The sequence below is a fragment of the Rhizobium sp. Root1212 genome (assembly GCF_001424985.1).
In the GTDB taxonomy this organism is placed as follows: domain Bacteria; phylum Pseudomonadota; class Alphaproteobacteria; order Rhizobiales; family Rhizobiaceae; genus Pararhizobium.
Map to the genome: position 1 here is coordinate 161468 of NZ_LMDA01000022.1, position 23802 is coordinate 185269.

The 23802-nt window shown below is 62.1% G+C and carries 23 protein-coding genes; 6 read left to right on the forward strand and 17 right to left on the reverse strand.

What is annotated here, in order from left to right; translation table 11 throughout:
- Positions 1–51 precede the first annotated feature (51 nt).
- A complete protein-coding gene (locus ASC86_RS17000) occupies positions 52–1248 on the reverse strand; it encodes a multidrug effflux MFS transporter (protein ID WP_244477635.1) in 1197 nt (398 codons plus the stop codon).
- Positions 1245–1733: a MarR family transcriptional regulator gene (locus tag ASC86_RS17005; protein WP_056323702.1), complete on the reverse strand. Its 489-nt coding sequence runs from the start codon at positions 1731–1733 to the stop codon at positions 1245–1247. Before ASC86_RS17005 ends, ASC86_RS17000 begins: the two co-directional genes overlap by 4 nt.
- Positions 1734–1955: 222 nt before the next feature.
- On the opposite strand from ASC86_RS17005, the gene ASC86_RS17010 reads away from it, so the two are divergent.
- The 4 genes from ASC86_RS17010 to typA all read left to right on the forward strand — a co-directional run bounded on the left by ASC86_RS17010 (position 1956) and on the right by typA (position 7220).
- Positions 1956–2219, forward strand: a complete 264-nt coding sequence (locus ASC86_RS17010; protein ID WP_056323705.1) for a hypothetical protein — start codon at positions 1956–1958, stop codon at positions 2217–2219.
- Positions 2220–2344: 125 nt separating this feature from the next.
- A complete protein-coding gene (locus ASC86_RS17015; protein ID WP_056323707.1) occupies positions 2345–2986 on the forward strand; it encodes a LysE family translocator in 642 nt (213 codons plus the stop codon).
- Positions 2987–3078: 92 nt separating this feature from the next.
- On the forward strand, positions 3079–5166 hold the full coding sequence (locus ASC86_RS17020; RefSeq protein ID WP_056323710.1) for a M3 family metallopeptidase: 2088 nt from the start codon (positions 3079–3081) through the stop codon (positions 5164–5166).
- Positions 5167–5384: 218 nt separating this feature from the next.
- Positions 5385–7220 (forward strand): translational GTPase TypA, encoded by a 1836-nt coding sequence (gene typA, locus ASC86_RS17025; protein WP_056323713.1) that lies wholly within the window; start codon positions 5385–5387, stop codon positions 7218–7220.
- A gap of 66 nt (positions 7221–7286) precedes the next feature.
- On the opposite strand, the gene gfa is transcribed toward typA, so the two are convergent.
- The 7 genes from gfa to ASC86_RS17060 form a co-directional block, all read right to left on the reverse strand.
- On the reverse strand, positions 7287–7856 hold the full coding sequence (gene gfa, locus ASC86_RS17030) for an S-(hydroxymethyl)glutathione synthase (protein WP_056323716.1): 570 nt from the start codon (positions 7854–7856) through the stop codon (positions 7287–7289).
- A 212-nt stretch (positions 7857–8068) separates the two neighbouring features.
- Positions 8069–8638: a CarD family transcriptional regulator gene (locus tag ASC86_RS17035; RefSeq protein WP_056323718.1), complete on the reverse strand. Its 570-nt coding sequence runs from the start codon at positions 8636–8638 to the stop codon at positions 8069–8071.
- A gap of 408 nt (positions 8639–9046) precedes the next feature.
- Positions 9047–9385, reverse strand: coding sequence for a ferredoxin FdxA (gene fdxA / locus ASC86_RS17040; RefSeq protein WP_056323721.1), 339 nt, complete (start codon positions 9383–9385; stop codon positions 9047–9049).
- A gap of 179 nt (positions 9386–9564) precedes the next feature.
- Positions 9565–9984 carry an RNA-binding S4 domain-containing protein gene (locus tag ASC86_RS17045; RefSeq protein WP_056323724.1) on the reverse strand — a complete coding sequence of 140 codons (420 nt, stop codon included), beginning with the start codon at positions 9982–9984 and terminating at the stop codon, positions 9565–9567.
- A 4-nt stretch (positions 9985–9988) separates the two neighbouring features.
- Entirely contained in the window at positions 9989–13063 is a 3075-nt protein-coding gene (locus tag ASC86_RS17050) for a DEAD/DEAH box helicase (protein ID WP_056323726.1), read from the reverse strand.
- A gap of 476 nt (positions 13064–13539) precedes the next feature.
- Positions 13540–14265 carry a beta-ketoacyl-ACP reductase gene (locus ASC86_RS17055; protein ID WP_056323729.1) on the reverse strand — a complete coding sequence of 242 codons (726 nt, stop codon included), beginning with the start codon at positions 14263–14265 and terminating at the stop codon, positions 13540–13542.
- Positions 14266–14387: 122 nt separating this feature from the next.
- Positions 14388–15566 carry an acetyl-CoA C-acetyltransferase gene (locus ASC86_RS17060; protein ID WP_056323731.1) on the reverse strand — a complete coding sequence of 393 codons (1179 nt, stop codon included), beginning with the start codon at positions 15564–15566 and terminating at the stop codon, positions 14388–14390.
- 196 nt (positions 15567–15762) lie between these two features.
- Here ASC86_RS17060 and phaR point away from each other — a divergent pair, with 196 nt between their 5' ends.
- Positions 15763–16344, forward strand: a complete 582-nt coding sequence (gene phaR / locus ASC86_RS17065) for a polyhydroxyalkanoate synthesis repressor PhaR (protein ID WP_056323733.1) — start codon at positions 15763–15765, stop codon at positions 16342–16344.
- A 17-nt stretch (positions 16345–16361) separates the two neighbouring features.
- On the opposite strand, the gene ASC86_RS17070 is transcribed toward phaR, so the two are convergent.
- The 4 genes from ASC86_RS17070 to mtgA form a co-directional block, all read right to left on the reverse strand.
- The gene (locus ASC86_RS17070; protein WP_056323736.1) at positions 16362–16769 is read right to left on the reverse strand and encodes a hypothetical protein; all 408 of its coding nucleotides are present in this window, start codon (positions 16767–16769) and stop codon (positions 16362–16364) included.
- A gap of 191 nt (positions 16770–16960) precedes the next feature.
- Positions 16961–17146, reverse strand: a complete 186-nt coding sequence (gene rpmF, locus ASC86_RS17075; RefSeq protein ID WP_056323739.1) for a 50S ribosomal protein L32 — start codon at positions 17144–17146, stop codon at positions 16961–16963.
- Positions 17147–17318: 172 nt separating this feature from the next.
- The gene (locus ASC86_RS17080) at positions 17319–17966 is read right to left on the reverse strand and encodes a glutathione S-transferase family protein (RefSeq protein WP_056324286.1); all 648 of its coding nucleotides are present in this window, start codon (positions 17964–17966) and stop codon (positions 17319–17321) included.
- Between the two features lie 75 nt (positions 17967–18041).
- On the reverse strand, positions 18042–18827 hold the full coding sequence (mtgA, locus tag ASC86_RS17085; protein ID WP_056323742.1) for a monofunctional biosynthetic peptidoglycan transglycosylase: 786 nt from the start codon (positions 18825–18827) through the stop codon (positions 18042–18044).
- 113 nt (positions 18828–18940) lie between these two features.
- Between mtgA and ASC86_RS17090 the strand changes: the two genes are divergently transcribed.
- Positions 18941–19849, forward strand: a complete 909-nt coding sequence (locus ASC86_RS17090) for a polyprenyl synthetase family protein (RefSeq protein WP_056323745.1) — start codon at positions 18941–18943, stop codon at positions 19847–19849.
- Positions 19850–19865: 16 nt separating this feature from the next.
- On the opposite strand, the gene ispG is transcribed toward ASC86_RS17090, so the two are convergent.
- The 4 genes from ispG to ASC86_RS17110 form a co-directional block, all read right to left on the reverse strand.
- Entirely contained in the window at positions 19866–21119 is a 1254-nt protein-coding gene (gene ispG, locus ASC86_RS17095; RefSeq protein WP_056323748.1) for a flavodoxin-dependent (E)-4-hydroxy-3-methylbut-2-enyl-diphosphate synthase, read from the reverse strand.
- A 131-nt stretch (positions 21120–21250) separates the two neighbouring features.
- A complete protein-coding gene (locus ASC86_RS17100) occupies positions 21251–22438 on the reverse strand; it encodes an MFS transporter (RefSeq protein WP_056323751.1) in 1188 nt (395 codons plus the stop codon).
- 29 nt (positions 22439–22467) lie between these two features.
- A complete protein-coding gene (locus ASC86_RS17105) occupies positions 22468–22851 on the reverse strand; it encodes a VOC family protein (RefSeq protein WP_056323756.1) in 384 nt (127 codons plus the stop codon).
- Positions 22851–23630 carry a DeoR/GlpR family DNA-binding transcription regulator gene (locus ASC86_RS17110; RefSeq protein WP_056323759.1) on the reverse strand — a complete coding sequence of 260 codons (780 nt, stop codon included), beginning with the start codon at positions 23628–23630 and terminating at the stop codon, positions 22851–22853. Before ASC86_RS17110 ends, ASC86_RS17105 begins: the two co-directional genes overlap by 1 nt.
- Positions 23631–23802: the final 172 nt, after the last annotated feature.

Genomic DNA, 23802 nt, shown 5'->3' on the forward strand with positions numbered 1-23802 from the left:
CCACCAAGCTTCAAAGCCCGCCCTTCGGAAACGGGGGCGGGCTTTTTCATGTCAGCCTGCCACGACCCGCCGGGTGAGATTGACGAAGGTGATGTAGCTCACCACCGAAACCAGCGCCATGGTGGGGATGATGATCCCGAAGGCGGTGAAGGGCGTGCCCATCCAGGCGGCAGCAAGACCGCCGAGAAAACCGCTGGCCATCTGGATGAAGCCCATCATGGCGGAGGCAGAGCCGGCGATATGCGGGAAGGACTGCAGCGCCGCCGTCGTCATGTGCGGTGTCAGGAAGGCGATGCCGAAGCTCAGGAACGCCACCGGCAGCATCACAGAAAGATAGCTCGGCGTGACGAGCTGGACGGAAAGCCCGATCAACAGGCCGCCCGTCGCCAGCATGGCGAGCCCGGCCCGCACCGAGCCCTCGCCGCCGAACCTCTCGGCCGTCAGCCGCAGGCAGACCGAGCCGAGGAAATAAAACCCGGATTGCATCAGCATGCCGATGCCGAAGGCCGTCGGCGTCAGGCCGACCCTTTCGATGAGAATGAACGGCAGCATCGTCGCCTGCGCATAGAGCGCGCCGACCGACCCGCCGAGAACCAGGGCCGCCGCGACGAAGCGGCCGTCCGCCAGCAGGCTGCCATAGGCCGAAAGCAGCCGGGCGGGACGGGCGAGCGCCCTGTCGGCCACCGTCGTTTCCCGCATGAACAGCGTGACGCCGGAAAGGACGAGCAGGCCGAAGCCGATCAGGAAGACAAAGATCGAATGCCAGCCGAAGGCGGCGAGCGCCAGCCCGCCGATGGTCGGCGCCATGGCCGGACCGATGGCGAGCATGATGCCGATCAGGTTCATGATCCGTGAGGCTTCAGCCCCGGTGAACTGGTCGCGCACGATGGCGCGGGCGACCGTCATCCCGACCGAAGCGCCGACGCCCTGAATCATCCGGCCCGCCAGCAGCCATTCGATACTCGGCGCGACGATGCAAATGAGGCTGCCGAGCAGGTTGATGCCGACGAAGGCAAGCGTCGCCGGCTTGCGGCCGAAGGCATCCGACATCGGCCCGGCCATCAGTTGCGCGATGGAAAAACCGCCGAAATAGACCGACAGCGTCAGCTTGATCATCGATTCCGTCGAGGAGAAGGCCGCGACCAGCTCCGGCATGGCCGGCGTGTAGATCGACATGGAAATCGGCCCGAGCGTCGCGAGCAGCGCACCCAGCATACTGGTGCGGCGCTCGCTCATTTTGAGGGTCATTCTGCTGTGTTCTTTCCAGCTGGATTTGTTCCGGTCGCGCCGCGATCGATTTGCTGCAGGTTTTCGCGCAGCATACGCAGGCTTGCGCGCAGCCGTTCGCGATCCGCCTCGGCAAGACCTGATGTGACCTGCTCCATCAGCTCGCGCACTTCGGCGCGGATCGCGGTCAGTATGGGGTCGGCCGCATCCATGATGACCACGTTCTTCGCCCGTCGGTCGCTAGGATCGGGAACGCGGGCGACAAGGCCCAGCGCTTCGAGACGGTCGAGATAGGTGGACAGCGTCATCGGCTCGATGCCGAGCTTCACCGCGATATCCGCCTGCTTGATGCCGCCGGCAAGCGCCACCTGGATCAGCGTGCGCGCCTCTCCGGGGGTGAGTTCGAGATCCGACGCATTGACGCGGCGGTCGAAGGCGCCGCGCAGCAGGCGCGAAACATCCGTCAGCAGCATGCCGATCGTATCGGATTCGAGTTTCACGGACATAGTCTTCGCCGCTGCGATTGATCGTAAGCTTTCGTTACCATCCCCTTCCGCCGACGACAACCGCCATAGCGTAGGCTCATTTCAGCGATCACGAAAATATCACGCCAGGACACGGCGGATGACAACGCGGTGCATCGCAAAGCCGTGAATTGCATGTGTATCCCTGGTGGCGCCAGCTTCCACCCGAGCCGCAACGGCTCTTCAAATCTGGGAGACAACATTATGATCAGAACCACTATCGCCGCCGCAGCCATCGCGCTTGCCTCCACCGCTTCCGCCTTTGCCGCCGGCATGGCCACCTGCGACGAGGCGTCGATGATGAAGACGGAGGAAATGGCCAAGGGCATGACCGATCCGATGAAGAAGGATCAGATGATGATGGCGACACAGGAAATCGACAGCGCCAAGATGGCGATGAAGGCCGGCAAGATGGACGAATGTTCGACCCATATGGACAACGCCATGAAGGCTATGGAAACGAAATAAACGTCGCCCTGCCGCAGCGTCAATTCGCCTTCACGGCGCTGCGGCAGACTTGACGGAATCACCCCGTCAGGATCGAATGCCCCCAAAATTGCGCCTCAGGCGCTCTGGACAGTCTTGGGGAGCCCATGTCTCAAACTCTGCTTTTCGGCGCGTTTCTGGCGGCGCTTTTCTATGTGCTCATTCCGGGACCTGCCTTTCTCGCCCTTCTCGGCATCGGCGCAGGCCAGGGCCGCAAAGCTGGGGCGATGTTCATCGGCGGGCATCTGGCCGGCGATCTGCTGTGGTCGACGCTCGCGTTGGTCGCCATCATCGGCGCAAAGACCATCGGCAGTGCGGTGTTCGACGTGCTCGGCCTGCTCTGCGGCCTTTATCTCGGCTGGATCGCGTGGACAGCATTGCGCGCGAAACCGCGCGGCGAAAACCAGCCCTTGATGGTAGTAGAACAACCCTTGCGCCGCGGCCTGATCTTCGGCCTAACCAATCCAAAGGGCTATCCGGTTGCGCTCGCGACCTTCACCGCGCTGCTTGCCGGTTCCGCCAATGCCCTCGATTTCGATGCCTTGCCGGCGCTTCTCGGCGTTTCCTTCCTCGGCTTTCTCGCGGCCGATGTGATCCTCGTCGGTATCATCGGCGCCTCCTTCGTCCGGCGGTTCTATCGCCGCCACGAGTTGGCGATCGTGCGGCTCTCAGGCCTGCTATTCATGGGCTTTGCCGTGCAGGCGATATGGCATGCCGCGCCGGGGCTTCTCGGCGTCCGCAAGCCTTGACCGTTTCTCATCCGAGACCCATCTGAAACAACGACCATTCGGCGCTGAACCGCCCGGCCCCCGAGGCCATCCCCCATGCGAAAGGATTTCCCATGACTTCCGAGACGACGCTCAACCCGGCCCTTACCGACTGGAACGGGCTGAACGGCCTGCCGCGTTTCGAGGCTGTTTCCGATGGCGATTTCGCTCCGGCTTTCGAAGCCGCCTTGGCAGAACATGAAGCCGAGATCGACGCCATCGCCAACAACCCGGATGCGCCGACCTTCGACAACACGGTGATCGCGCTGGAGATCGCCGGCGACAGCCTGTCTCGCGTCTCTGCCCTGTTCTGGAACCGCGCCGGCGCCCACACCAACGACGCCATTCAGGCTCTGGAACGCGAAATCGCGCCAAAGATGTCGCGGCATTATTCGAAGATCGGCATGAACCCCGCCCTCTTCCAGCGCATCGACACGCTCTGGGAAAACCGTGAAACGCTCGGTCTCGATACCGAAGCGACGCGGGTTCTGGAACGCCACTGGAAGGGCTTCGTGAAATCCGGCGCCAAGCTGCCGAAGGCCGAGCAGGAACGGCTTGCCGCCATCAACGAAACGCTCGCCGGCCTCGGCGCGAAATTCGGCCAGAACGTGCTCGCCGACGAAAAGAACTGGTCGCTGATCCTCTCCGAAGAATCCGATCTTGCCGGCCTGCCCTCCTTCCTGCGCGATGCCATGGCGTCTGCCGCTCGCGATCGCGGCGAAGACGGCAAATATGCCGTGACGCTGTCGCGCTCGATCATCGAACCCTTCCTCACCTTCTCGGAAAATCGCGAGCTGCGCGAACAGGCCTTCAAGGCCTGGGCGGCCCGCGGCGAAAATGGCGGCGAGACCGACAACCGCGAGATCGTGCGCGAAACGCTGGCGCTGCGCAGCGAAATGGCCAAGCTCCTCGGCTATCGCAATTTTGCCGAGCTGAAGCTCGACAACACTATGGCGAAGACCGCCGAGGCCGTGAACGACCTCCTGAAGGCCGTCTGGACGAAGGCCGTGAAGCGGGCCGGGGAGGAAGAAGCCGATATTGCCGAGCTGATCGCCCGCGAAGGCAAGAACCACGAGGTCATGCCCTGGGACTGGCGCCACTACGCCGAAAAGATTCGGGCCGAAAAATTCGACTTTTCCGAAGCCGAATTGAAGCCCTATCTGCAGCTGGAGAAAATCATCGACGCCTGCTTCGATGTCGCCGGCCGTCTCTTCGGCATCCGCGCCGTCGAAAAGAAGGGTGTCGCAGCCTATCATCCCGACGTCCGCGTCTTCGAAATCCGCGACCGCGACGACAGGCTCGTCGCCCTCTTCCTCGGTGATTATTTCGCCCGTTCCTCGAAGCGTTCCGGCGCCTGGATGAGCTCCTTCCAGTCGCAGCACAAGCTGACCCTGAAGAACGGCAGCAAGGACGAACTGCCGATCATCTACAACGTCTGCAACTTCGCCAAACCCGCCGAAGGCAAGCCGGCGCTGCTGTCGCTCGACGATGCCCGCACGCTGTTCCACGAGTTCGGTCACGCTTTGCACGGCATGCTGTCGGATGTGACCTATCCCTCTGTCTCCGGCACAGGCGTCTCGCGCGATTTCGTGGAACTGCCGTCGCAGCTTTACGAACACTGGCTGACGGTGCCCGCGATCCTCAAGCAATATGCCGTGCATGTCGAAACCGGCGCGCCGATGCCGCAAGCGCTGCTCGACAAGGTTCTGGCCGCCCGCACCTTCAATGCCGGCTTCAACACCGTCGAGTTTACCTCGTCTGCGCTGGTCGACATGGCCTTCCACACCCGCGAGGAGGTGAAGGACCCGATGGCGGTTCAGGCCGACATCCTCGGTGAGATCGGCATGCCGAAATCCATCGTCATGCGCCACGCCACACCGCACTTCCAGCACATCTTCTCCGGCGGCTATTCGGCCGGATATTATTCCTACATGTGGTCGGAGGTGCTGGATGCGGACGCCTTCTCCGCTTTCGAGGAGACCGGCGACGCCTTCGATGGCGAAACGGCAAGGAAGCTCAAGGACAACATCTATTCCGTCGGCGGCTCCATCGACCCGGAAGATGCATACCGCGCCTTCCGCGGCAAGCTGCCGAGCCCGGATGCCATGTTGCGCAAGAAGGGCCTCGCCGTGACGGAAGAGCTTTCCGGCTCCGACGCCTGACGCGGGGCTGTCAAACGGCCGACATTCAAATCTGTCATTGAGGGCGAAATACGCCCTCAATGACGTGGAAATCCATGCTCCGCCCGCGACCCATGCATGCCCTGCACGGCAAGTCTTTGCCGGCCCCCCTTTCGCAAAAGCGAAAAAAGCTGTATGAGCCCGGCCATTGAAGATGTGGCGTGCCTAAGATACGCCCCGAAACCTCCGAGTATTCACACATGAAAATGCGCAACATCGCGATCATCGCACACGTTGACCATGGAAAAACGACGCTGGTCGACGAACTTCTGAAGCAGTCCGGCTCGTTCCGCGACAATCAGCGCACGACCGAGCGCATGATGGATTCGAACGATCTCGAAAAAGAGCGTGGCATCACCATTCTGGCGAAGGCCACCTCGATCGAGTGGAAGGGCGTCCGCATCAACATCGTCGACACCCCCGGCCACGCCGACTTCGGCGGTGAAGTCGAGCGTATCCTGTCGATGGTGGACGGCGCGATCGTTCTGGTCGACTCGTCCGAAGGCCCGATGCCGCAGACCAAGTTCGTCGTCTCCAAGGCGCTGAAGGTCGGCCTTCGCCCGATCGTCGCGATCAACAAGATCGACCGCCCGGATGGCCGCCACGAAGAAGTCATCAACGAAGTCTTCGACCTCTTCGCCAACCTCGACGCGACCGACGAGCAGCTCGATTTCCCGATCCTCTACGGTTCGGGCCGCAATGGCTGGATGAATGTCAACCCGGAAGGTCCGAAGGAAGAAGGCCTCGCGCCGCTTCTCGACCTCGTTCTCAAGCACGTCCCCGAGCCGAGCGTCGGTGAAGAAGACGGCGCGTTCCGCATGATCGGCACGATCCTGGAAGCCAACCCCTTCCTCGGCCGCATCATCACCGGCCGCATTCATTCGGGTTCGATCAAGCCGAACCAGGCCGTCAAGGTTCTGGGCCAAGACGGCAAGCTGATTGAAAACGGCCGTATCTCCAAGATCCTCGCCTTCCGCGGCATCGAGCGCACGCCGATCGAAGAAGCCCATGCGGGCGACATCGTCGCGATCGCCGGCCTGTCCAAGGGCACGGTCGCCGACACGTTCTGCGATCCCTCGGTCACCGAGGCGCTGCATGCCCAGCCGATCGATCCGCCGACCGTCACCATGTCCTTCATCGTCAACGACTCGCCGCTCGCCGGCACCGAAGGCGACAAGGTGACCTCGCGCGTCATTCGTGACCGCCTGTTCAAGGAAGCCGAAGGCAACGTCGCACTGAAGATCGAAGAAGCCGAAGGCAAGGATTCGTTCTACGTTTCCGGCCGTGGCGAACTGCAGTTGGCCGTTCTGATCGAAACCATGCGCCGCGAAGGTTTCGAGCTTGCCGTCTCGCGTCCGCGCGTCGTCATGCACAAGGACGAAGCCACCGGCCAGATGCTGGAGCCGATCGAAGAAGTCGTCATCGACGTCGATGAAGAGCATTCCGGCGTCGTCGTCCAGAAGATGTCCGAGCGCAAGGCCGAAATGGCCGAGCTTCGCCCCTCCGGCGGCAACCGCGTTCGCCTGAAGTTCTTCGCTCCGACCCGTGGCCTGATCGGCTACCAGTCGGAACTCCTGACCGACACGCGCGGCACGGCAATCATGAACCGTCTGTTCCACGAATATCAGCCCTACAAGGGCGATATCGGCGGTCGCGTTCAGGGCGTTCTGCTCTCCAACGATGCCGGCGAGTCCGTCGCCTACGCCATGTTCAACCTGGAAGACCGCGGTCCGATGATCATCGAGGCCGGCGAGAAGGTCTATGCCGGCATGATCATCGGCATCCACACCCGCGACAACGACCTCGAAGTGAACGTGCTGAAGGGCAAGAAGCTCACCAACATGCGCGCTTCCGGCAAGGACGAAGCCGTCAAGCTGACGCCGCCGATCCGCATGACGCTCGACCGCGCGCTGTCCTGGATTCAGGACGACGAACTGGTCGAAGTCACGCCGAAGAACATCCGCCTGCGCAAGATGTATCTCGACTCGAACGACCGCAAGCGTTTCGAAAAGTCGCGTTCCGCCGGCGCCGCATAAGCGACCGATCGGAAACCCTTGGGAAAGGGCGCAGCGAGCCTTCGCTGCGCCCTTTTCGTTTGTGGCTTATGATTTGAGCACGCCCGTCTTCTTCGCCGTCCAGGTGGCGATATAGTCCATCAGGGCGTTATTCAGGCAATCGGATGGTGTCAGGCCCAGTTCCGTCAGCCGCGCCCGTATCGCCGGCATATCGTCGGGATTGGTGCCCGATTCGATGACGGACGAGACGAAGGCCGCGAAGCCCGGCGGCGACCAGCCATCCTCGATAAAGCGTTCGGGATGGATGAAATCCAGTCCCTGGAAGGGATGCTCGCGCTCCACCGGCCCATACATGTGCACGCCGCAGCCCTTGCAGGCGTTACGCTGGATCAACGCGGATTTATCGACCACCTCAAGCTTGTCGCCATTTTCCAGCACGGTGATCTTGCCGTGCGGGACGACGGCGACGACCGAGAAGGTCGCCCCCGCCGGCTTCCAGCATTTGGTACAGCCGCAGGCGTGATTGTGGGCGACGTCACCCTCGACCTTCACCTTGACGGGCCGCTCACTGCAGGCGCAGACGAGTGTGCCGCCTGAAAAACCGGCTTTGCCCCTGGGTAGTCCGTTATCGAGCATGGGATGCAAACTGGTTGCCATTTTCTCCTCCCGCTGCCGGTTGCGATGGCGCCGCGCGCCGGCAGACCGCCCTCAAGGCGCCGGGCGGCACTGTATCACGATGACGGGAGAAGATCGCTGCTTCGTTGGGATAGGGTGGCTGCCGCCGATGTCATCCTCCCAGTGGAGGCCCGAAAACAAAAAAGCCCCGTCATCGCTGACAGGGCTTTTGCAGAAAAACGGGGACGCGAAAATTACGCGGCTTCGTCCTGGGATTCGTCTTCTTCGACAGCCTTGCCGCGCTTGGGACCCTTGGCAAGGTTGGTTTCGACGAGGCGAACGGCCTCGGTTTCCGACATCTTGTTGACGGCGGCGATTTCACGAGCCATGCGGTCGAGGGCAGCCTCGTAGAGCTGGCGTTCGGAGTAGGACTGTTCCGGCTGGTTCTCGGCGCGATAAAGATCGCGGACAACCTCGGCAATAGCGATCAGGTCACCGGAATTGATCTTGGCATCATATTCCTGCGCACGACGCGACCACATGGTGCGCTTGACGCGAGCCCGGCCCTGAACCACCTTCAATGCGCGTTCGACGGAATCGGTTTCACAGAGCTTGCGCATGCCGATGCTGACGGCCTTGGCGACCGGCACCTTGAGACGCATCTTGTCCTTTTCGAAATCGATTACAAACAGTTCGAGCGACATGCCCGCAACCACCTGCTCCTCGATCGCAACGATCTGGCCGACGCCGTGCGCCGGATAAACGATCGATTCACCGGTCTTGAAGCCGTGGCGGGTAGAAGATTTTTTCTGCTGGGTCGTCATTCGTTTCAAAAACTCCCTGTTACACTCCCGACAACGCGCCGGGGCCGGGTCAGGCAGGCCCGGAATGGACGGGGGACACCGTCGGTGACTCCATTCTGGTCCGCGTCATGAACTCAAACGGATTTCTCAGGTGCGATCACAGACAAGCAACAGACGTTGCGTATTTGGGGTGAGCCGCGCCGTAGACTTCGTTTGCTTTCGTGATGGTTTTCGGGCGCGCGTTTGCGCCGCGATGTGGATCAGTATCTGGACCCTATCACAAAAAACTCTCGAAATCAATAATTTGCTTCGCAAGCACGATCAGGCCCAACTTGCCCGCTACGGACATCGTTAAGCCTCAATTCCCTCATTTTCGCCATTTTTACGAACCCGCTTCCAGGGGAGGGTTCACGGCGTTGCCAAAGAGCGTCAGTCGCCCTGGCCGGGCTTTTCGGAGAAGTACAGCTCGTACTTTCCTTCGACGCCATCCATCTCCTTGGCTTCCGGCAGCGCATCGCGCTTGACGGTGATGTTGGGCCATTGCGTCGAAAATTCGGTGTTGATCTTCAGCCACTTATCGAGCCCCGGCTCGGTATCCGGCTTGATCGCACCGGCAGGACATTCCGGCTCGCAGACCCCGCAATCGATGCACTCGTCGGGATGAATGACGAGAAAGTTCTCGCCTTCGTAGAAGCAGTCCACCGGGCAGACTTCCACGCAATCGGTATATTTGCAGCGAATGCAGTTGTCGGTCACGACATACGTCATGAGGTACTCCAGGATGTCTCGCGCAGAAGGCAACCGGGCCGGAACGGCCAGCCCTGCGTGCCTGAAAGACCAGCCCCGCCATGGCGGCATGGCTGATCGGTTGTTGTGTGGGTAAAGGCTTTGGCCAGGCTTTGCAAGGATATTTGCTGCTCGAAATTGCCTCCCGACGGCATGTTTTTCTAATCGTCGGACCAGCCCAGTCCAGGCTTCAGCCGATCGACCTCCCGGCGCTCCTTTTTCGTTGGCCGGCCGCTGCCGCGCTCGCGCGTCGCCTGCTCGAAAAGGGACGGCTTTTCGCCCGGCGCCAGCACCGGTGTCAGATCCTCGTAGAGGAGTTTTGCCTCTTCATAGGGACCGCGCCGCTCGCCGGGCTTTACCACGCGAACGATCATATCCTTCCGATCGAGCGAAAGGAGCACGACGTCTCCGGTCTTGAGGGCAAAGGAGGGTTGGGTGATGCGCTGGTCGTTGACCTTCACGTCGCCGGTCTCGATCGCCTTCTGGGCGATCGAGCGCGATTTCTGCAGCCGCGTGAAAAACAGCCATTTGTCGAGACGCTGGCGGGCGGCCGGCGCTATCGGGGGCTGTTTTTCCGCCATGGCCCTATTTCTTCATCTGCTCCTTGAGAGCGGCGAGCTTTGCGAAGGGCGAATCCGGATCGATCGGCTTTTCCTTGCGCGGCGGGCGGGCCTCGAACTTGGCGGCCTGTGGACGATTGCCGCGGTCGTTGCGGTCCGGCCGGTCCTGACGCTCGCCGCGATCCGGGCGCTGACCGCCCTGCGGCTTGCCGTCACGCTGACCATCCCTCTGGCCCGGCTTGCCGTCGCGACCACGATTGCGATCGTTGCGACCGCCGCCGAACTTGCGGCCTTCACCTCGGTTATCGTCACGGGCTTCACCACCAGCCTGCTGCTGACCGCGCTGGCCGCCACCACGGCGTTCTCCCTGCGGACGACCGCCGGAGCGCTGGTTGTCGCGACCGCCACCCGGACGCCACAGGAGAACAGGCTTGGCTTCGACCGGCTCGCCGGCTTCCGCAGCAGCACCCTCGACCACGGTCGTCTCTTCGGTCACGGTTTCGTTCGTCGTGACGGTTTCCGAAGCAGCGGCCGCTTCGCCGGCCGGCTGTTCGTCGGAGCCGGCATCGGCGTCGTCATGATCGGCCTGTTCGCCGGATGCGGCTTCTTCTTCCACCGGCTGCGGCGCGGCACTGCCCGCCTGCGCGGTGAGGAAGGCCGCCGCCTCTTCCGCCTTGACGGTATCGGCGCGGTAGCCGAGGCCCTTCAGGATTTCTTCCATGTCGTCCGGCGTCGCACCGAGGATCGACAGCATCGCCGTCGTTGCGGTGAAGCGGCGGCCGTCATAGGCGCCGTCGGGGCGCGTGCCGGTGCCCGGCTTCCACTGCAAGAGCGGACGGATCAGGTCCGCGAGCCGCTCCAGAATATCGATGCGCACGGCGCGCTTGCCCAGGAACCGGAAACCGGCGAGCTTGTAGAAGCTCCGCTCATAGGACGGATCGGTGACGACCGAGGTGCGGCCGGCAGCCAGCACCGGGATCAGATCACCGTAGCCGGGCTTGTCCATGCCGTCGTTCTTCAGCGCCCAAAGCAGGGTGATGAGTTCGGCAGGCGCCGGCTTCAGAAGTGCCGGCATGAAGATATGATAGGCACCGAAGCGGATGCCGTGGCGGCGGATCGAGGCGCGCGCCTCCTGATCGAGCGACTTCACGTCATCGGCGACATCGCGGCGGAAGAGCACGCCGAGATTTTCCACGAGCTGGAAGGCGAGGCCCTTGGCCAGACCTTCGAGGTCTTCGGCGCGCGACAGATCGTCGAGCGGCTTCAGAACCGTCGAGATGTGATGATTGACGAAGCGCTCGATGCGGGCCTGGACGTGATCGCGGGCAGCACCCTGCAACTGCTCGTCGGCAAGCAGGATGACGCGGGGGCGCATGATGTGGTCGCTGGCCGCAAGACGGCCGACCGGCTCGCCGAGCCAGCGCACATAGCCATCCGAGGCGAGCGCGAGATCGGAATTGCCGGCAGCATGCAGGCGGGCCGCACGCGCTTCGAATTCCAGCGCCAGCGCCTTCTGGGCAGCCCCCTGCACGGCGCGCGCATCCATCCCGTCTGTCGCGGGTGCGAGCGAGAACCGGAAACCGGCCAATTGTCCAACATGATGTCCTTCAACGAAGACATCACCATTCACACTGATTTCAGCTTCCAGCATCGCATTCTCTCTCAGGCGCTTCATGAGCACAGATGTCCTGCGATCAACAAAGCGTTTCGTCAACCTTTCATGTAACGCATCGGACAATCGATCCTCGATTTCCCGCGTCTTTTCTTGCCAGTGTGTCGGATCGGCAAGCCATCCCGGACGGTTGGACACATAAGTCCAGGTCCTGATTTGCGCAATTCGCGCCGACAATGTGTCAATTTCACCGTCCGTATGATCGGCGCGGCGAACTTGTTCGGCCATGAAATCTTCGTTCACTGTGCCACGTCGGACGAGATCCGCATAGATGCTGGAAATCAGGTCCGCGTGCTGGGCCGGCGCGATGCGGCGGTAATCCGGCAACGCACAGGCTTCCCACAGGGTCTCGACCCGCTCCGGCGTCGTCGCAAGCCGCGTCACTTCCGGATACTGCATGAGATATTCGAGCGCCTGCTGGTCGATCGCCGGCAGCGCCCGCACGAGGCCATGAATACGCGGCGGCGTGTCGAGGCTCTTGCGCAGGGTCTGCAGCGAGGAAAAATCCACCGCCTTGGAGCGCCACTGCAAGACTTTCACCGGGTCGAAGTGGTGTGATTCGATTCGGTGCACCAGTTCCTTGTCGAAGGGTTCGACCCTTGAGGTCACGCCGAAGGTGCCGTCGCGAAGATGGCGCCCGGCGCGGCCGGCGATCTGCGCCAGTTCGCCGGGGTTGAGATTGCGGAACTGATAGCCGTCGAACTTGCGGTCCTGGGCGAAGGCGACATGATCGACATCGAGGTTGAGGCCCATGCCGATCGCATCGGTCGCCACCAGATATTCGACATCGCCTTCCTGATAGAGCGCCACCTGGGCATTGCGGGTGCGGGGGCTCAAGGCACCGAGAACGACGGCCGCGCCGCCGCGCTGGCGGCGGATGAGTTCCGCGATCGCATAGACCTCCTCGGCGGAGAACGCGACGATGGCCGTCCGCTGCGGCAGGCGGGTGATCTTCTTGGAGCCGGAATAGAGAAGCTGCGACAGCCGCGGCCGCTCGACGACGGTGATGCCGGGCAAAAGCTGCTCCAGAATCGGCCGCATGGTGGCGGCGCCGAGCAGCAGCGTCTCGTTTCGCCCGCGCAGATGCAGCAGACGGTCGGTGAAGATATGGCCGCGCTCCAGATCACCGGCGAGTTGCACCTCGTCGATGGCGACGAAGGACGCCTTGGTCTCGCGCGGCATCGCCTCGACGGTGCAGACCGAATAGCGCGCCATATGCGGCGTGATCTTTTCCTCACCGGTAACGAGGGCGACATTGTGGGCGCCGACGCGTTCGACGAGACGCGTATAGACCTCGCGGGCCAGCAGCCGGAGCGGAAGACCGATGACGCCGGAATCATGCGCGACCATACGCTCGATGGCGTAGTGCGTCTTGCCCGTATTGGTCGGGCCGAGGACCGCGATCACACCGCGGCCGCTCAAGATCATAGGTTGGTCAGGCACGTCTTCGATCCTGGCATTGTCTGTCTGCCGGCGGCTCTCCCGCAGAGCGGGTGAAGCAACGGCAGTGCACACATGCCCATGCCGAGGCGGAAAGGCAAGGGGACGGCCTGATAAGAACGATAAGGCCGAAATCCGGCTGCCGAGTAGATGGGGCCCTGACTGTGGATTCCGAATCCGGATAAGTGAATTTGGAGGAATATTTAACCCTTTGATGCGACTCGCTTTTTAGCATTCCGATTCGCTCGTTCCGCAGGCCCAAAGATCGAACGAATCAGCGACGAATCGCGACATTTCCGGGTTTCGTTTTTGTTCTCCACTATATGTAGTGGCGATGATGCTCGAATTGAAACGAGCATGAATCCGGCAAAAGGGATTCATTTTCCAGCCAAACCGATTCTACGCCGACAAAACGAAAAAGGCCGCTGATGCGGCCTCTCGCTTTCCAATGGATTATCAGCAGCTCAACTAAAGAACTGGCCGCCGTTCGCCGAAATGGTCGAGCCGGTGATGAAGCCGGCGTCATCGGAGGCGAGGAACACGACGCAGCGCGCGATCTCCTCCGGCTCGCCGAGGCGGCCGACCGGAATCTGCGGAATGATGCGCTCATTCAGCACCTTTTCCGGCACTGCCAGCACCATCTCGGTTCCGATATAACCGGGGCAGATCACGTTGACGGTGATGTTCTTGGAAGCGCCTTCCTGCGCCAGCGCGCGGGTGAAGCCGATATCGCCTGCCTTGGCCGCCGAATAGTTGGCCTGTCCGGCCTGGCCCTTCTGGCCGTTGATCGAGGAGATGTTGATGATGCGGCCGAAGCTGCGGTCGCGCATGCCGGTCCAAACCGGATGCGTCATGTTGAAGATGCCGGTGAGGTTGGTGTCGATCACCTCTTTCCACTGTCCGGGCGTCATCTTGTGGAACATGGCGTCACGGGTGATGCCGGCATTGTTGACGAGGACTTCGATCGGGCCGATATCCTTCTCGACCTTGGCGATGCCTTCAGCGCAGGCCTCGTAGCTCGACACGTCCCACTTGTAGGTCGCAATGCCCGTGGATTCGGAAAAAGCTTTCGCCTTCTCGTCGTTGCCCGCGTAAGTCGCGGCTACCCTGTAGCCCGCTCCCTTCAAAGCAATCGAAATTGCCGCGCCGATACCGCGTGTGCCGCCGGTGACCAATGCTACCCTGCTCATCGTCTCTTCCCCAGTTTCAAGTGTTTATGCAACACCCCTGCCGCCTTCGGGCGGCCGGGGCTCCTCCTGGTCATTCTGTCCTGGCTCTGGATTCCTCCCTTGCCGTGGCTTCCTTCAATGGATCAGAGCCCCTCGACGCACATGGCGACGCCCATGCCGCCGCCGATGCACAGAGTCGTCAGGCCCTTGGAAACACCGCGGCGCTGCATTTCAAACAGCAGCGTGTTGAGCACGCGCGCGCCGGATGCGCCGATCGGGTGCCCGATGGCGATCGCGCCGCCATTGACGTTGACGATCGACGGGTCCCAGCCAAGGTCCTTGTTGACGGCGCAAGCCTGGGCGGCAAAGGCTTCGTTGGCCTCGACCAGATCGACGTCGCTGACCGACCAGCCGGCCTTTTCCAGCGCCTTGCGCGAGGCCGGGATCGGGCCGGTACCCATGATCTGCGGATCGACGCCGGCGGTGGCCCAGGAAACGATGCGGGCCAGCGGCGTGATACCGCGACGGGAGGCTTCGGCCTCGCTCATCAGCAGGGCGGCGGCGGCGCCGTCATTGAGGCCTGAAGCGTTGCCGGCGGTGACCGTGCCTTCCTTGTCGAAGGCCGGGCGCAGCTTCGCCATGGATTCGATCGTCGCGCCGTGGCGGATATATTCGTCCTGATCGACCGTCACGTCGCCCTTGCGGGTGGAGATGACGAAGGGAATGATCTCATCGGCGAAGCGGCCGGCCTTCTGGGCGGCTTCCGCCTTGTTCTGCGAGGCAAGCGCGAACTGATCCTGCTCGTCACGGGAAAGCTGCCACTTGCGGGCGACGTTTTCCGCCGTGATGCCCATGTGATAGCCGTAGAAGGCGTCGGTCAGGCCATCCTTGATCATCGTGTCGATCATCTTGAAATCGCCCATCTTCACGCCGCCGCGCAAGAGCGCGCAATGGGGGGCCATGGACATGGATTCCTGGCCGCCGGCAACGATGATCTTGGCATCGCCGGTGGCGATCTGCTGCATGCCGAGCGCCACGGCGCGCAGGCCCGAGCCGCAGAGCTGGTTCATGCCCCAGGCGGTCTTTTCCTGCGGAATGCCGGCCTTCATCGCGGCCTGACGGGCGGGGTTCTGGCCTTCGCCGGCACCGAGCACCTGGCCGAGGATCACCTCGTCCACCTCCGCCGCATCGACGCCCGCGCGCGCCAGGACACCCTTGATCACGGCCGCGCCGAGTTCGTGGGCCGGCGTGTTGGCGAAGGAGCCATTGAAGGAGCCGACGGCCGTGCGGCCGGCGCTTGCGATGACGATGGAGTTGCTCATTGCGTGTTTCCTCAGTTTCTCACTTTAGCAGAGACTGGCAAAGGATAAGCTGCAAGTCAAATACCATCGGCGGACAAAATCCTTTGAATTTTGCGGCTGCGTCACCGCATTGCACAAAGAGATTGTCAGACCGCCGCTTTTGCGGATACTCTCAAAAAACACAATAAAGACGGGAGCATGGGTAGAGGAGACCCTCATGGCAAAACACGACGGCCAGATCGTTATAAAAAAATACGCCAACCGCCGGCTCTACAATACCGGGACCAGCACATACGTTACGCTCGACGACCTCGCGGTCATGGTGAAGAAGGGTGAGGAATTCACCGTCCAGGACGCCAAGAGCGGCGAAGATATCACTCATTCGGTGCTGACGCAGATCATCTTCGAGCAGGAATCCAAGACCGGAAACACGCTGTTGCCGATCTCGTTTCTGCGCCAGCTGATCTCGTTCTATGGCGACCAGATGCAGATGGTGGTGCCGAGCTATCTCGAACATTCGATGCAGGCCTTCACCGACCAGCAAGTGCAGATGCGCGAGCAGATCGACAAGGCCTTCGGCGATACTCCGCTCGGCAAGAACCTGCAGGCACCGCTGCAACTGGTGGAAGAGCAGGTGCGTCGCAACACGGAAATGTTCCACAAGGCGATGCAGATGTTTTCGCCCTTCATGGCCGCCACGCCCCCGGCAAAGGAGCCGCGCAAGGCGGAAGCCAAGGACCTCGACGAGCTGAAGGAACAGCTGCGCGCGCTCCAGACCAAGCTGGATAACCTCGGCTAAAGCGGCTGGTTAGGGTCTTACAACCCGATCGATACGTCGCGGGCGGCGGTGCGCATGGACACCGAAAAGCCCGCGATGACGTCGACGAAGCTGATCGTCATCAGGATGAAGAACACATCCGTCGCTGCATGGCCGACCAACAGGAACTCGATCAGGAACACGACGAAAAGCACCATCGACAGAATATGGTCGAGAAGCGCGCGCGAATTCGCCCGCGTCGCCTTCAGGATTTCCACGAACAGCAGCACCAGCGCCACGACGATCAGAAGATCGCCGACGCTCATCGACCAGACCGCTCCGGAGGGCATGGCAAGCGAGGTTACCGGCTGCTCCAGCATTGCCGCGCCCGATGCGCCGAAAACGCCCATGACCCCGATGTTGTAGAGAATGAACGGTAGGATCAGCAGCGGAACGGCAGCAATCATCGGCAAAGCTCCTAAAAGTCCGGCCGGTTTCGCCGGTATATCAGTCATTTCTCATATCGACGACAGGGTCAATACGGGCAGGACGGAACTAGAGCGTCAGTGTGGAAAGACGAGGGCAACGACACAGAGCCCAAAAAGAAAAGGGCCGGCAAAAGCCAGCCCTTCAATTCTTGACCGATCAGGCAGCGAACTTATGCGCTGGTCTTCGGGGTCAGGACCTGGCGGCCGCGATACATGCCGGTCTTCAGGTCGATGTGGTGCGGACGGCGAAGCTCGCCCGAGTTCTTGTCTTCGATGTAGGTCGGCGACTTCAGCGCATCAGCGGAGCGGCGCATGCCGCGCTTCGACGGGCTCGTTTTTCTTTTCGGTACAGCCATTTTATACTCCACTTATCGGGCAAAACGCTGTTTATCGGCCAGACCGCGGCCGGGACAAACAAACGTCAATCTCGGAATTTGCCGGGCTTATACATGCCCGACAGGGGTTTGACCAGTCCCTCCCGGCATTTTTTCGATGCATTGCGGTTCGAACCGCCTGAGACGCAAGGGCTCAGACTTCATCCTCCGGCACGATCCACGGCTCGGCGATCGCCGCCTCCTGCCATTTGCGGTAGGCTGGGTGGGTCTTTACCGCATCCATATAGTCGAGCGAGACCGGATTGCGGGTGAGATCATAAATCTCCAGACGGTTGACGACCGGCGCAAACATGGCATCGGCAGCCGAAAAAGCCCCGAACAGGAACGGCCCGCCCGAACGCGCGATTGCCTCGCGCCAGATCGTTTCGATGCGGTCGATGTCGTCCTGAACCCCCTCCTGAAGCGGAATACCCCGCTTTTGGCGGCGGATATTCATCGGGCAGGCACCGCGCAGCGCCCGGAAACCGGAGAGCATTTCCATCGCATAGCTGCGCGCCAGCGCCCGCTCCGCCGGCTCTTTCGGCCAGAGTCCGGCATCCGGGAAAAGCTCGGCGGCATATTCGATGATGGCGAGCGATTCCCACACGCGGACATCGCCGTGATGCAGGACCGGCACGCGGCCGGTCGGGGAGACCTCTTTGATCTTCGGGTTGCCGGCGGCGAAATCGAAGGGGATCACCACGTCTTCGAACGGAATGCCGCAGGCTTCGAGCGCGATCCAGGGGCGCAACGACCAGGAAGAATAGTTCTTGTTACCGACATAAAGAACGAGCTTGTCCATGGCCTGCGCCTCCTGTTTGGAAATGCCGTAGCTATAGGGATCGAGCGTCATTCAGGCCAATGAAAAGACCTGATCCTAGTCATAAAGGCATTTGATATAATCGCCGGAGCGGCTTGCCCGCCCCTCGATCACGCCGGCGAGCCGGCGCAGGCCCCGGCCGGGCTTGCCGGCATTGCGTTCGCGCGGATTGGGAAGCGACACCGCCAGAAGGGCGGCCTGACGCCGGGTAAGCTTCGCCGCCGAAACGCCGAAATGATGTCGGGCGGCAGCTTCCGCACCGTAAACGCCTGGCGCCCATTCGGCGATGTTGAGGTAAAGCTCCATCGTGCGCCGTTTGCTCCAGACGAGATCGGTCGCCATGGCGAGCGGCAGTTCCAGCCCCTTGCGAACGAAGGAGCGGCCGTTCCAGAGGAACAGGTTCTTTGCCGTCTGCATCGGGATGGTGCTGGCGCCGCGGGTGGATTCGCCATCCAGCGCGTCGTCGATGACGCCGCGCATCTGCACCCAGTCGACCCCGCCATGGATACAGAACTGCCCATCCTCCGACATCATCACCGAGCGGACGAGATTGGGCGATATCTGGTCGAACGGCACCCATTGCCGCTCATAGCCGCGAAACAGCAGGAGATCGCGCAACATCAGCGTCGAGATCGGATGGATGAAACTCGGGGCGTAGAGGATCATCAGCACATAGGGGAGCGCGACCAACACAGCGAACGCGAAAAGCAGCTTCCGCCAGCGCTCGCGCAGGAAGCGTATCACCGCCGGGCCGCGCCGTTCGGACACGCCCTCCTCGCTTCGAGTCTCCGATACGATGTCCACGTCTTCAAACGCCCGCCCAAGGTTTCCAAGGCTTCTCATAAAGCAATGGCGGTCGAAATTGAATGGCTTTCTCATCGGGAAGGTTACCGCGGCAGCGTCCGCCACAGTTTTATCCGTTGCCGAGGGCTGCAAGCCATGTCAAAGAGCCGCCCATGACCGAGATTGCGTTCGAAACCCTCCTGAAGCGCGATGCGGCGGCCATCGAGGCCTGCCTGCGCGATATTCTGTCACCGGACGTCCTGAGCGACGAGATCGCGCGTCCCGCCCCATTGCTCGACGCCATGCGTCATGGGGTGCTGAACGGCGGCAAGCGGCTGCGTCCCTTCCTCGTTCTGGAAAGTGCGGCCTTTGCCGGCGGCGACCGCGAGGCCGCCCTTCGGGTCGGTGCGGCGCTCGAATGCGTGCATTGCTATTCGCTGATTCATGATGACCTGCCGGCCATGGACGACGACGACCTGCGCCGGGGACAGCCGACCGTGCACATCGCCTATGGCGAGGCCAATGCCATCCTCGCCGGCGACAGCCTGCTGACGCTCGCCTTTGACATCATCGCCGCGCCTGAAACAAGGCTGCCGGATGCCGCCAAAACGGCCCTCATTCTAGCGCTCGCCCGCGCCTCCGGCATCGGCGGCATGGCCGGCGGGCAGGCGCTCGACCTCGCCGCCGAAACCACCCCGCCCGACGAAGCCGGCATCGTGACGCTGCAGGCGATGAAGACGGGCGCGCTGATCCGCTTTGCCTGCGAGGCCGGCGCCATCATTGCCGGAAGCAGCCCGGAAGAACGCCAGCTGCTGCGCCGTTACGGCGAAAAGATCGGTCTTGCCTTTCAGCTTGCCGACGACTTGCTTGATCTGACGGCCGATACCGAGACCATGGGCAAGGCGACCGGCAAGGACAAGGAACGCGGCAAGGGAACGCTGGTGGCGCTGCACGGCATGGACTGGGCCGAAGAGACGCTCTCCCGGCTGGTCGCAGAAGCCGGCGCACTGGTTGCGCCCTACGGCGAAAAGGCAAAGGTGCTGATCGAAGCCGCGAGCTTCGTCGCCCGCCGAACTCACTGACGGGCAGCAGCAGCGACTATTCGGCCGCCGCCTGTCCCTGGCCGAAACGCTTCTCGATATAATCGGAAACCAGCTGCTCGAAATCGCCGGCAATGTTGGTGCCGCGAATGGTCATCGCCTTCTTGCCGTCGATATAGACGGGAGCTGCCGGCAACTCGCCGGTGCCCGGAAGCGAGATGCCGATATCGGCATGCTTGCTTTCGCCGGGACCGTTGACGATGCAGCCCATGACCGCGACTTTCAACGCTTCGACGCCCGGATATTTTTCCCGCCAGACCGGCATGTTCTTGCGGATGTCGTCCTGGATTTTCTGGGCGAGTTCCTGAAACACCGTCGAGGTGGTGCGGCCGCAACCCGGACAAGCGGCGACCACCGGAATGAACTGGCGGAAGCCCATGACCTGCAGCAGTTCCTGCGCTACCTGCACCTCGCGGGTGCGGTCGCCACCGGGCTCCGGCGTCAGCGAAATGCGGATCGTATCGCCGATGCCCTGTTGCATGAGGATACCGAGCGAGGCCGACGAGGCGACGATGCCTTTGGAGCCCATGCCGGCTTCGGTGAGGCCGAGATGCAGCGCATGGTCGGAACGCGCCGCCAGCATCGCATAGACGGCGATCAGGTCCTGCACGGCGCTGACCTTGGCGGAAAGAATGATGCGGTTGCGCGGCAGGCCGATTTCTTCCGCAAGCTCGGCCGAAATCAGCGCCGATTGCACGATCGTCTCACGCATGACCTGCTGTGCCGTCAGCGGAAAGCCCTTGGTCTGGTTGTCGTCCATAAGGCGGGTCAGCAGTTCCTGATCGAGCGAACCCCAGTTGACGCCGATCCGCACCGGCTTGTCGAACTGGATGGCACGCTCGATGATCGCGGCGAATTGCTTATCCTTCTTCGCCTTGAAGCCGACATTGCCGGGATTGATGCGGTATTTCGCCAGCGCCTCGGCGCAGGCCGGATGATCGGCGAGCAGCTTATGGCCGATATAATGGAAATCGCCAATCAGCGGCACATCGAGGCCAAGCCGCTCCAGCCGTTCGCGGATCTTCGGCACAGCGGCGGCGCTTTCGTCACGATCGACGGTGATGCGCACCATTTCGGAACCCGCCCGATGCAGGGCCGCAACCTGCTCCACGGTGCCATCGATATCGGCCGTATCCGTATTGGTCATCGACTGGACGACCACCGGCGCACCGCCACCCACAATCACGCCGCCGACATCGACGGCAACGGAAGCCCGGCGCGGCTGCGGGTCGAAATCGAAAGACGAAGACATGAACGCCTCTTGGAGATGGTGCGGCAACTGGCTTTCAGGTGGAGGACGAAAGCCAGGATGTCAACGGCAAGATCATTCCTTGACGGCGAATTGATGGCTGCCGGGCCGCCGAAAGCGGCCCGGCACCGAACTCAGTGGCCGCCATTCCGATCGGCATGAACGGCGTGGTGCGACAGGAGCAGCACGACGATGAACAGGATCGGAACGCAGGTGAAGATGACGGAGAAGCCGGTATGCTCGGCGACGAAGCCGATCAGCGACGGCGCAAACAGCATGCCGGAATACCCCATGAAGGTCGCGACCGACAGGCCGATGCCCGGCGCCAGCCCCGGCATGTTGCCGGCCGCCGAGAACGCGATCGGCACCATGTTGGAAATGCCGATGCCGGCCAGCGCGAAGCCCAGGATCGCCAGCGGCGCATTCGGCGCGAGACCCGCGAGCAGAAGGCCGATCAGGGCAGCGACCGTGCAGAACCGCAGCGTCTTGACGCCGCCGAACCGGTCGCGCACGTGGTCGCCGGCAAAGCGCATAATCGCCATGGTCGCCGAGAAGGCGGCAAAACCGAAGCCCGAAAGCGCGACCGAAGCGCCGAGTTCGTTGCGCAGATAAAGCGCGCCCCAATCCAGCACCGTGCCCTCCGGCACCATGGAAAACAGCGCGACAAGGCCGATCAGCCACGGCAGCGGCGTCAGCGGCAGGCGCAGCTTTTGCTTTGCTGTGTCGGGATGCGGCCGGTCGTGCAGGATCATCGGCCAGGCCACGGCCAGAACCGAGAAGCAAACGATGGTGACGAACACCGCATGCGGCAGCACGCCGAAGCGCGCCATGAACACGCCGCCGATCGCCGAGCCGATCAGGCCGCCAAGGCTCCAATAGGCGTGGCAGGACGACATGATGGCGCGGCGCATGGTCTTTTCCACCTCGACCGCATTGGCATTCATCGCCACGTCCATGGCGCCGACGAAACCGCCGAGCACGAACATGGCGACGACGGCCGCCCAGACATTGGGCACCAGAGTCAGCAGCAGCAGCAGCGGCGACAGGATGATCGCCGTCACCTTCACCACCTTCTGCGACCCGAGCCGGGCAATGAAGCCGCCGGCAATCGGCATCAGCACCAGCGAGCCGATGCCGAACATGAGGATCAACAGCCCCAGCACGCTTTCGCCGATACCGAGCTTTTCCTTGAATTCCGGGATTTTTGGCGCCCAGCTGCCGGTCACGAAGCCGTTCATCAAGAAGAGCAGCGAGACCGCCAGCCTGATCTTCGGCATGTAGCCCGATCGTTCGGCAGACTTGGTGGTGATGTGTTGATCCATAGGTCTCTCCTCCCGGCCGGCGGCCGGGTTCAGATCATGATTTCGATAATGTTGCCGTCGGGGTCTTTGAGGACCGCCTCGTAAAAGCCGTCGCCGGTCATGCGCGGCGGCGAAACCAGAATATTTTTGCGCACGGCTTCGGTTGCCATAGCATCGACCGCTTCGCGGCTGCCGAGCGAGAGCGCCAGATGGGCATAACCCGCCCGCTCCACCATGCCCTCGGGCGAGCCAATCCACGGCCCCTGCATGATCTCGATCGTCGGCCCGTCTACCAGCGACAGAAAGCGCGAAACGAAACCCGGACGCCGGGCACTTTCATAACGCTCGCCGATCTCGGCGCCGAAGGTCTCGGCCCAGAAGGCGGACAGACGCTCGACATCCTGGGTCCATAAGGCGACGTGACCAATCCGCATCAGCTCTTTGCCTTTACAGTGATGACATCGATACCGAGCGCCCGAAAGGCGGAGACAGCCGTCGCCGCAGCCCCCTCTTCGACAATCAGCGTGGTGCAATCCTTCGCCGGCACCACGGCATGCGGCGCTGAGGTTCCGACCTTGTCGGCCGTCACCGCGACCAGCACGGCCGCACTCTGCTGCACGGCAAGCCGCTTGAAAGCAGCATCCTCATATTCGAAGGCGGTGATGCCTGCGGCGATATCGATGCCGCAGACGCCAAGGATGCACAGATCCGGCCGCAAGGCGCCGATCTCGCGCTGCGCCGTCGCGCCGACGGCAGCGCCGACCTGCCGGTCGATCCGTCCGCCAATCAAAATGATCTCGATACCGGGCTTTTCCATCAGTGCGGCGGCGATCAGCGGCGTGTTGGTGACCGCGGTCAGCCGGATATCGGCCGGCAAGGCCCTGGCAATGGCGAGATTTGTGGAGCTGGCGTCGAAGAACACCGTCATGCCGTCACGGATGAAGTCGACGGCCGAGAGCGCCAACGCCTGTTTGCGTTCGGTTGCTTCGCCCACGCGCCGCGCAAGCGAGGTGCCACCCGGTGCAAGCGGCAGCGCACCGCCATAGACCCGCTCGCAGAGGCCCGCAGCCGCCATTTCGCGAAGATCGCGACGGACGGTATCTTCCGAGACACCGAATTCGCGCGCCAAATCGACGGCGAGCACGCGGCCAGAGGTTTTCAGCCGATCCTGAATAATCTGTTGTCGCTCTCGAAGAAGAAGCTCGGTCTGCATTATGGGCTCAATCGTGCACAAACAAGCATAAAGATGCAAAAACACGCATAGCAGAATTTTTCCGGAGTTCAACGACGTTTCACTGAATTTGCTGGTGCGACGCTTGATTTTTTGACCGGGAGGTCAAATTTCCGTCCGAACCGGCGAAAAACGAGAAAAACTTCGCCGTTTG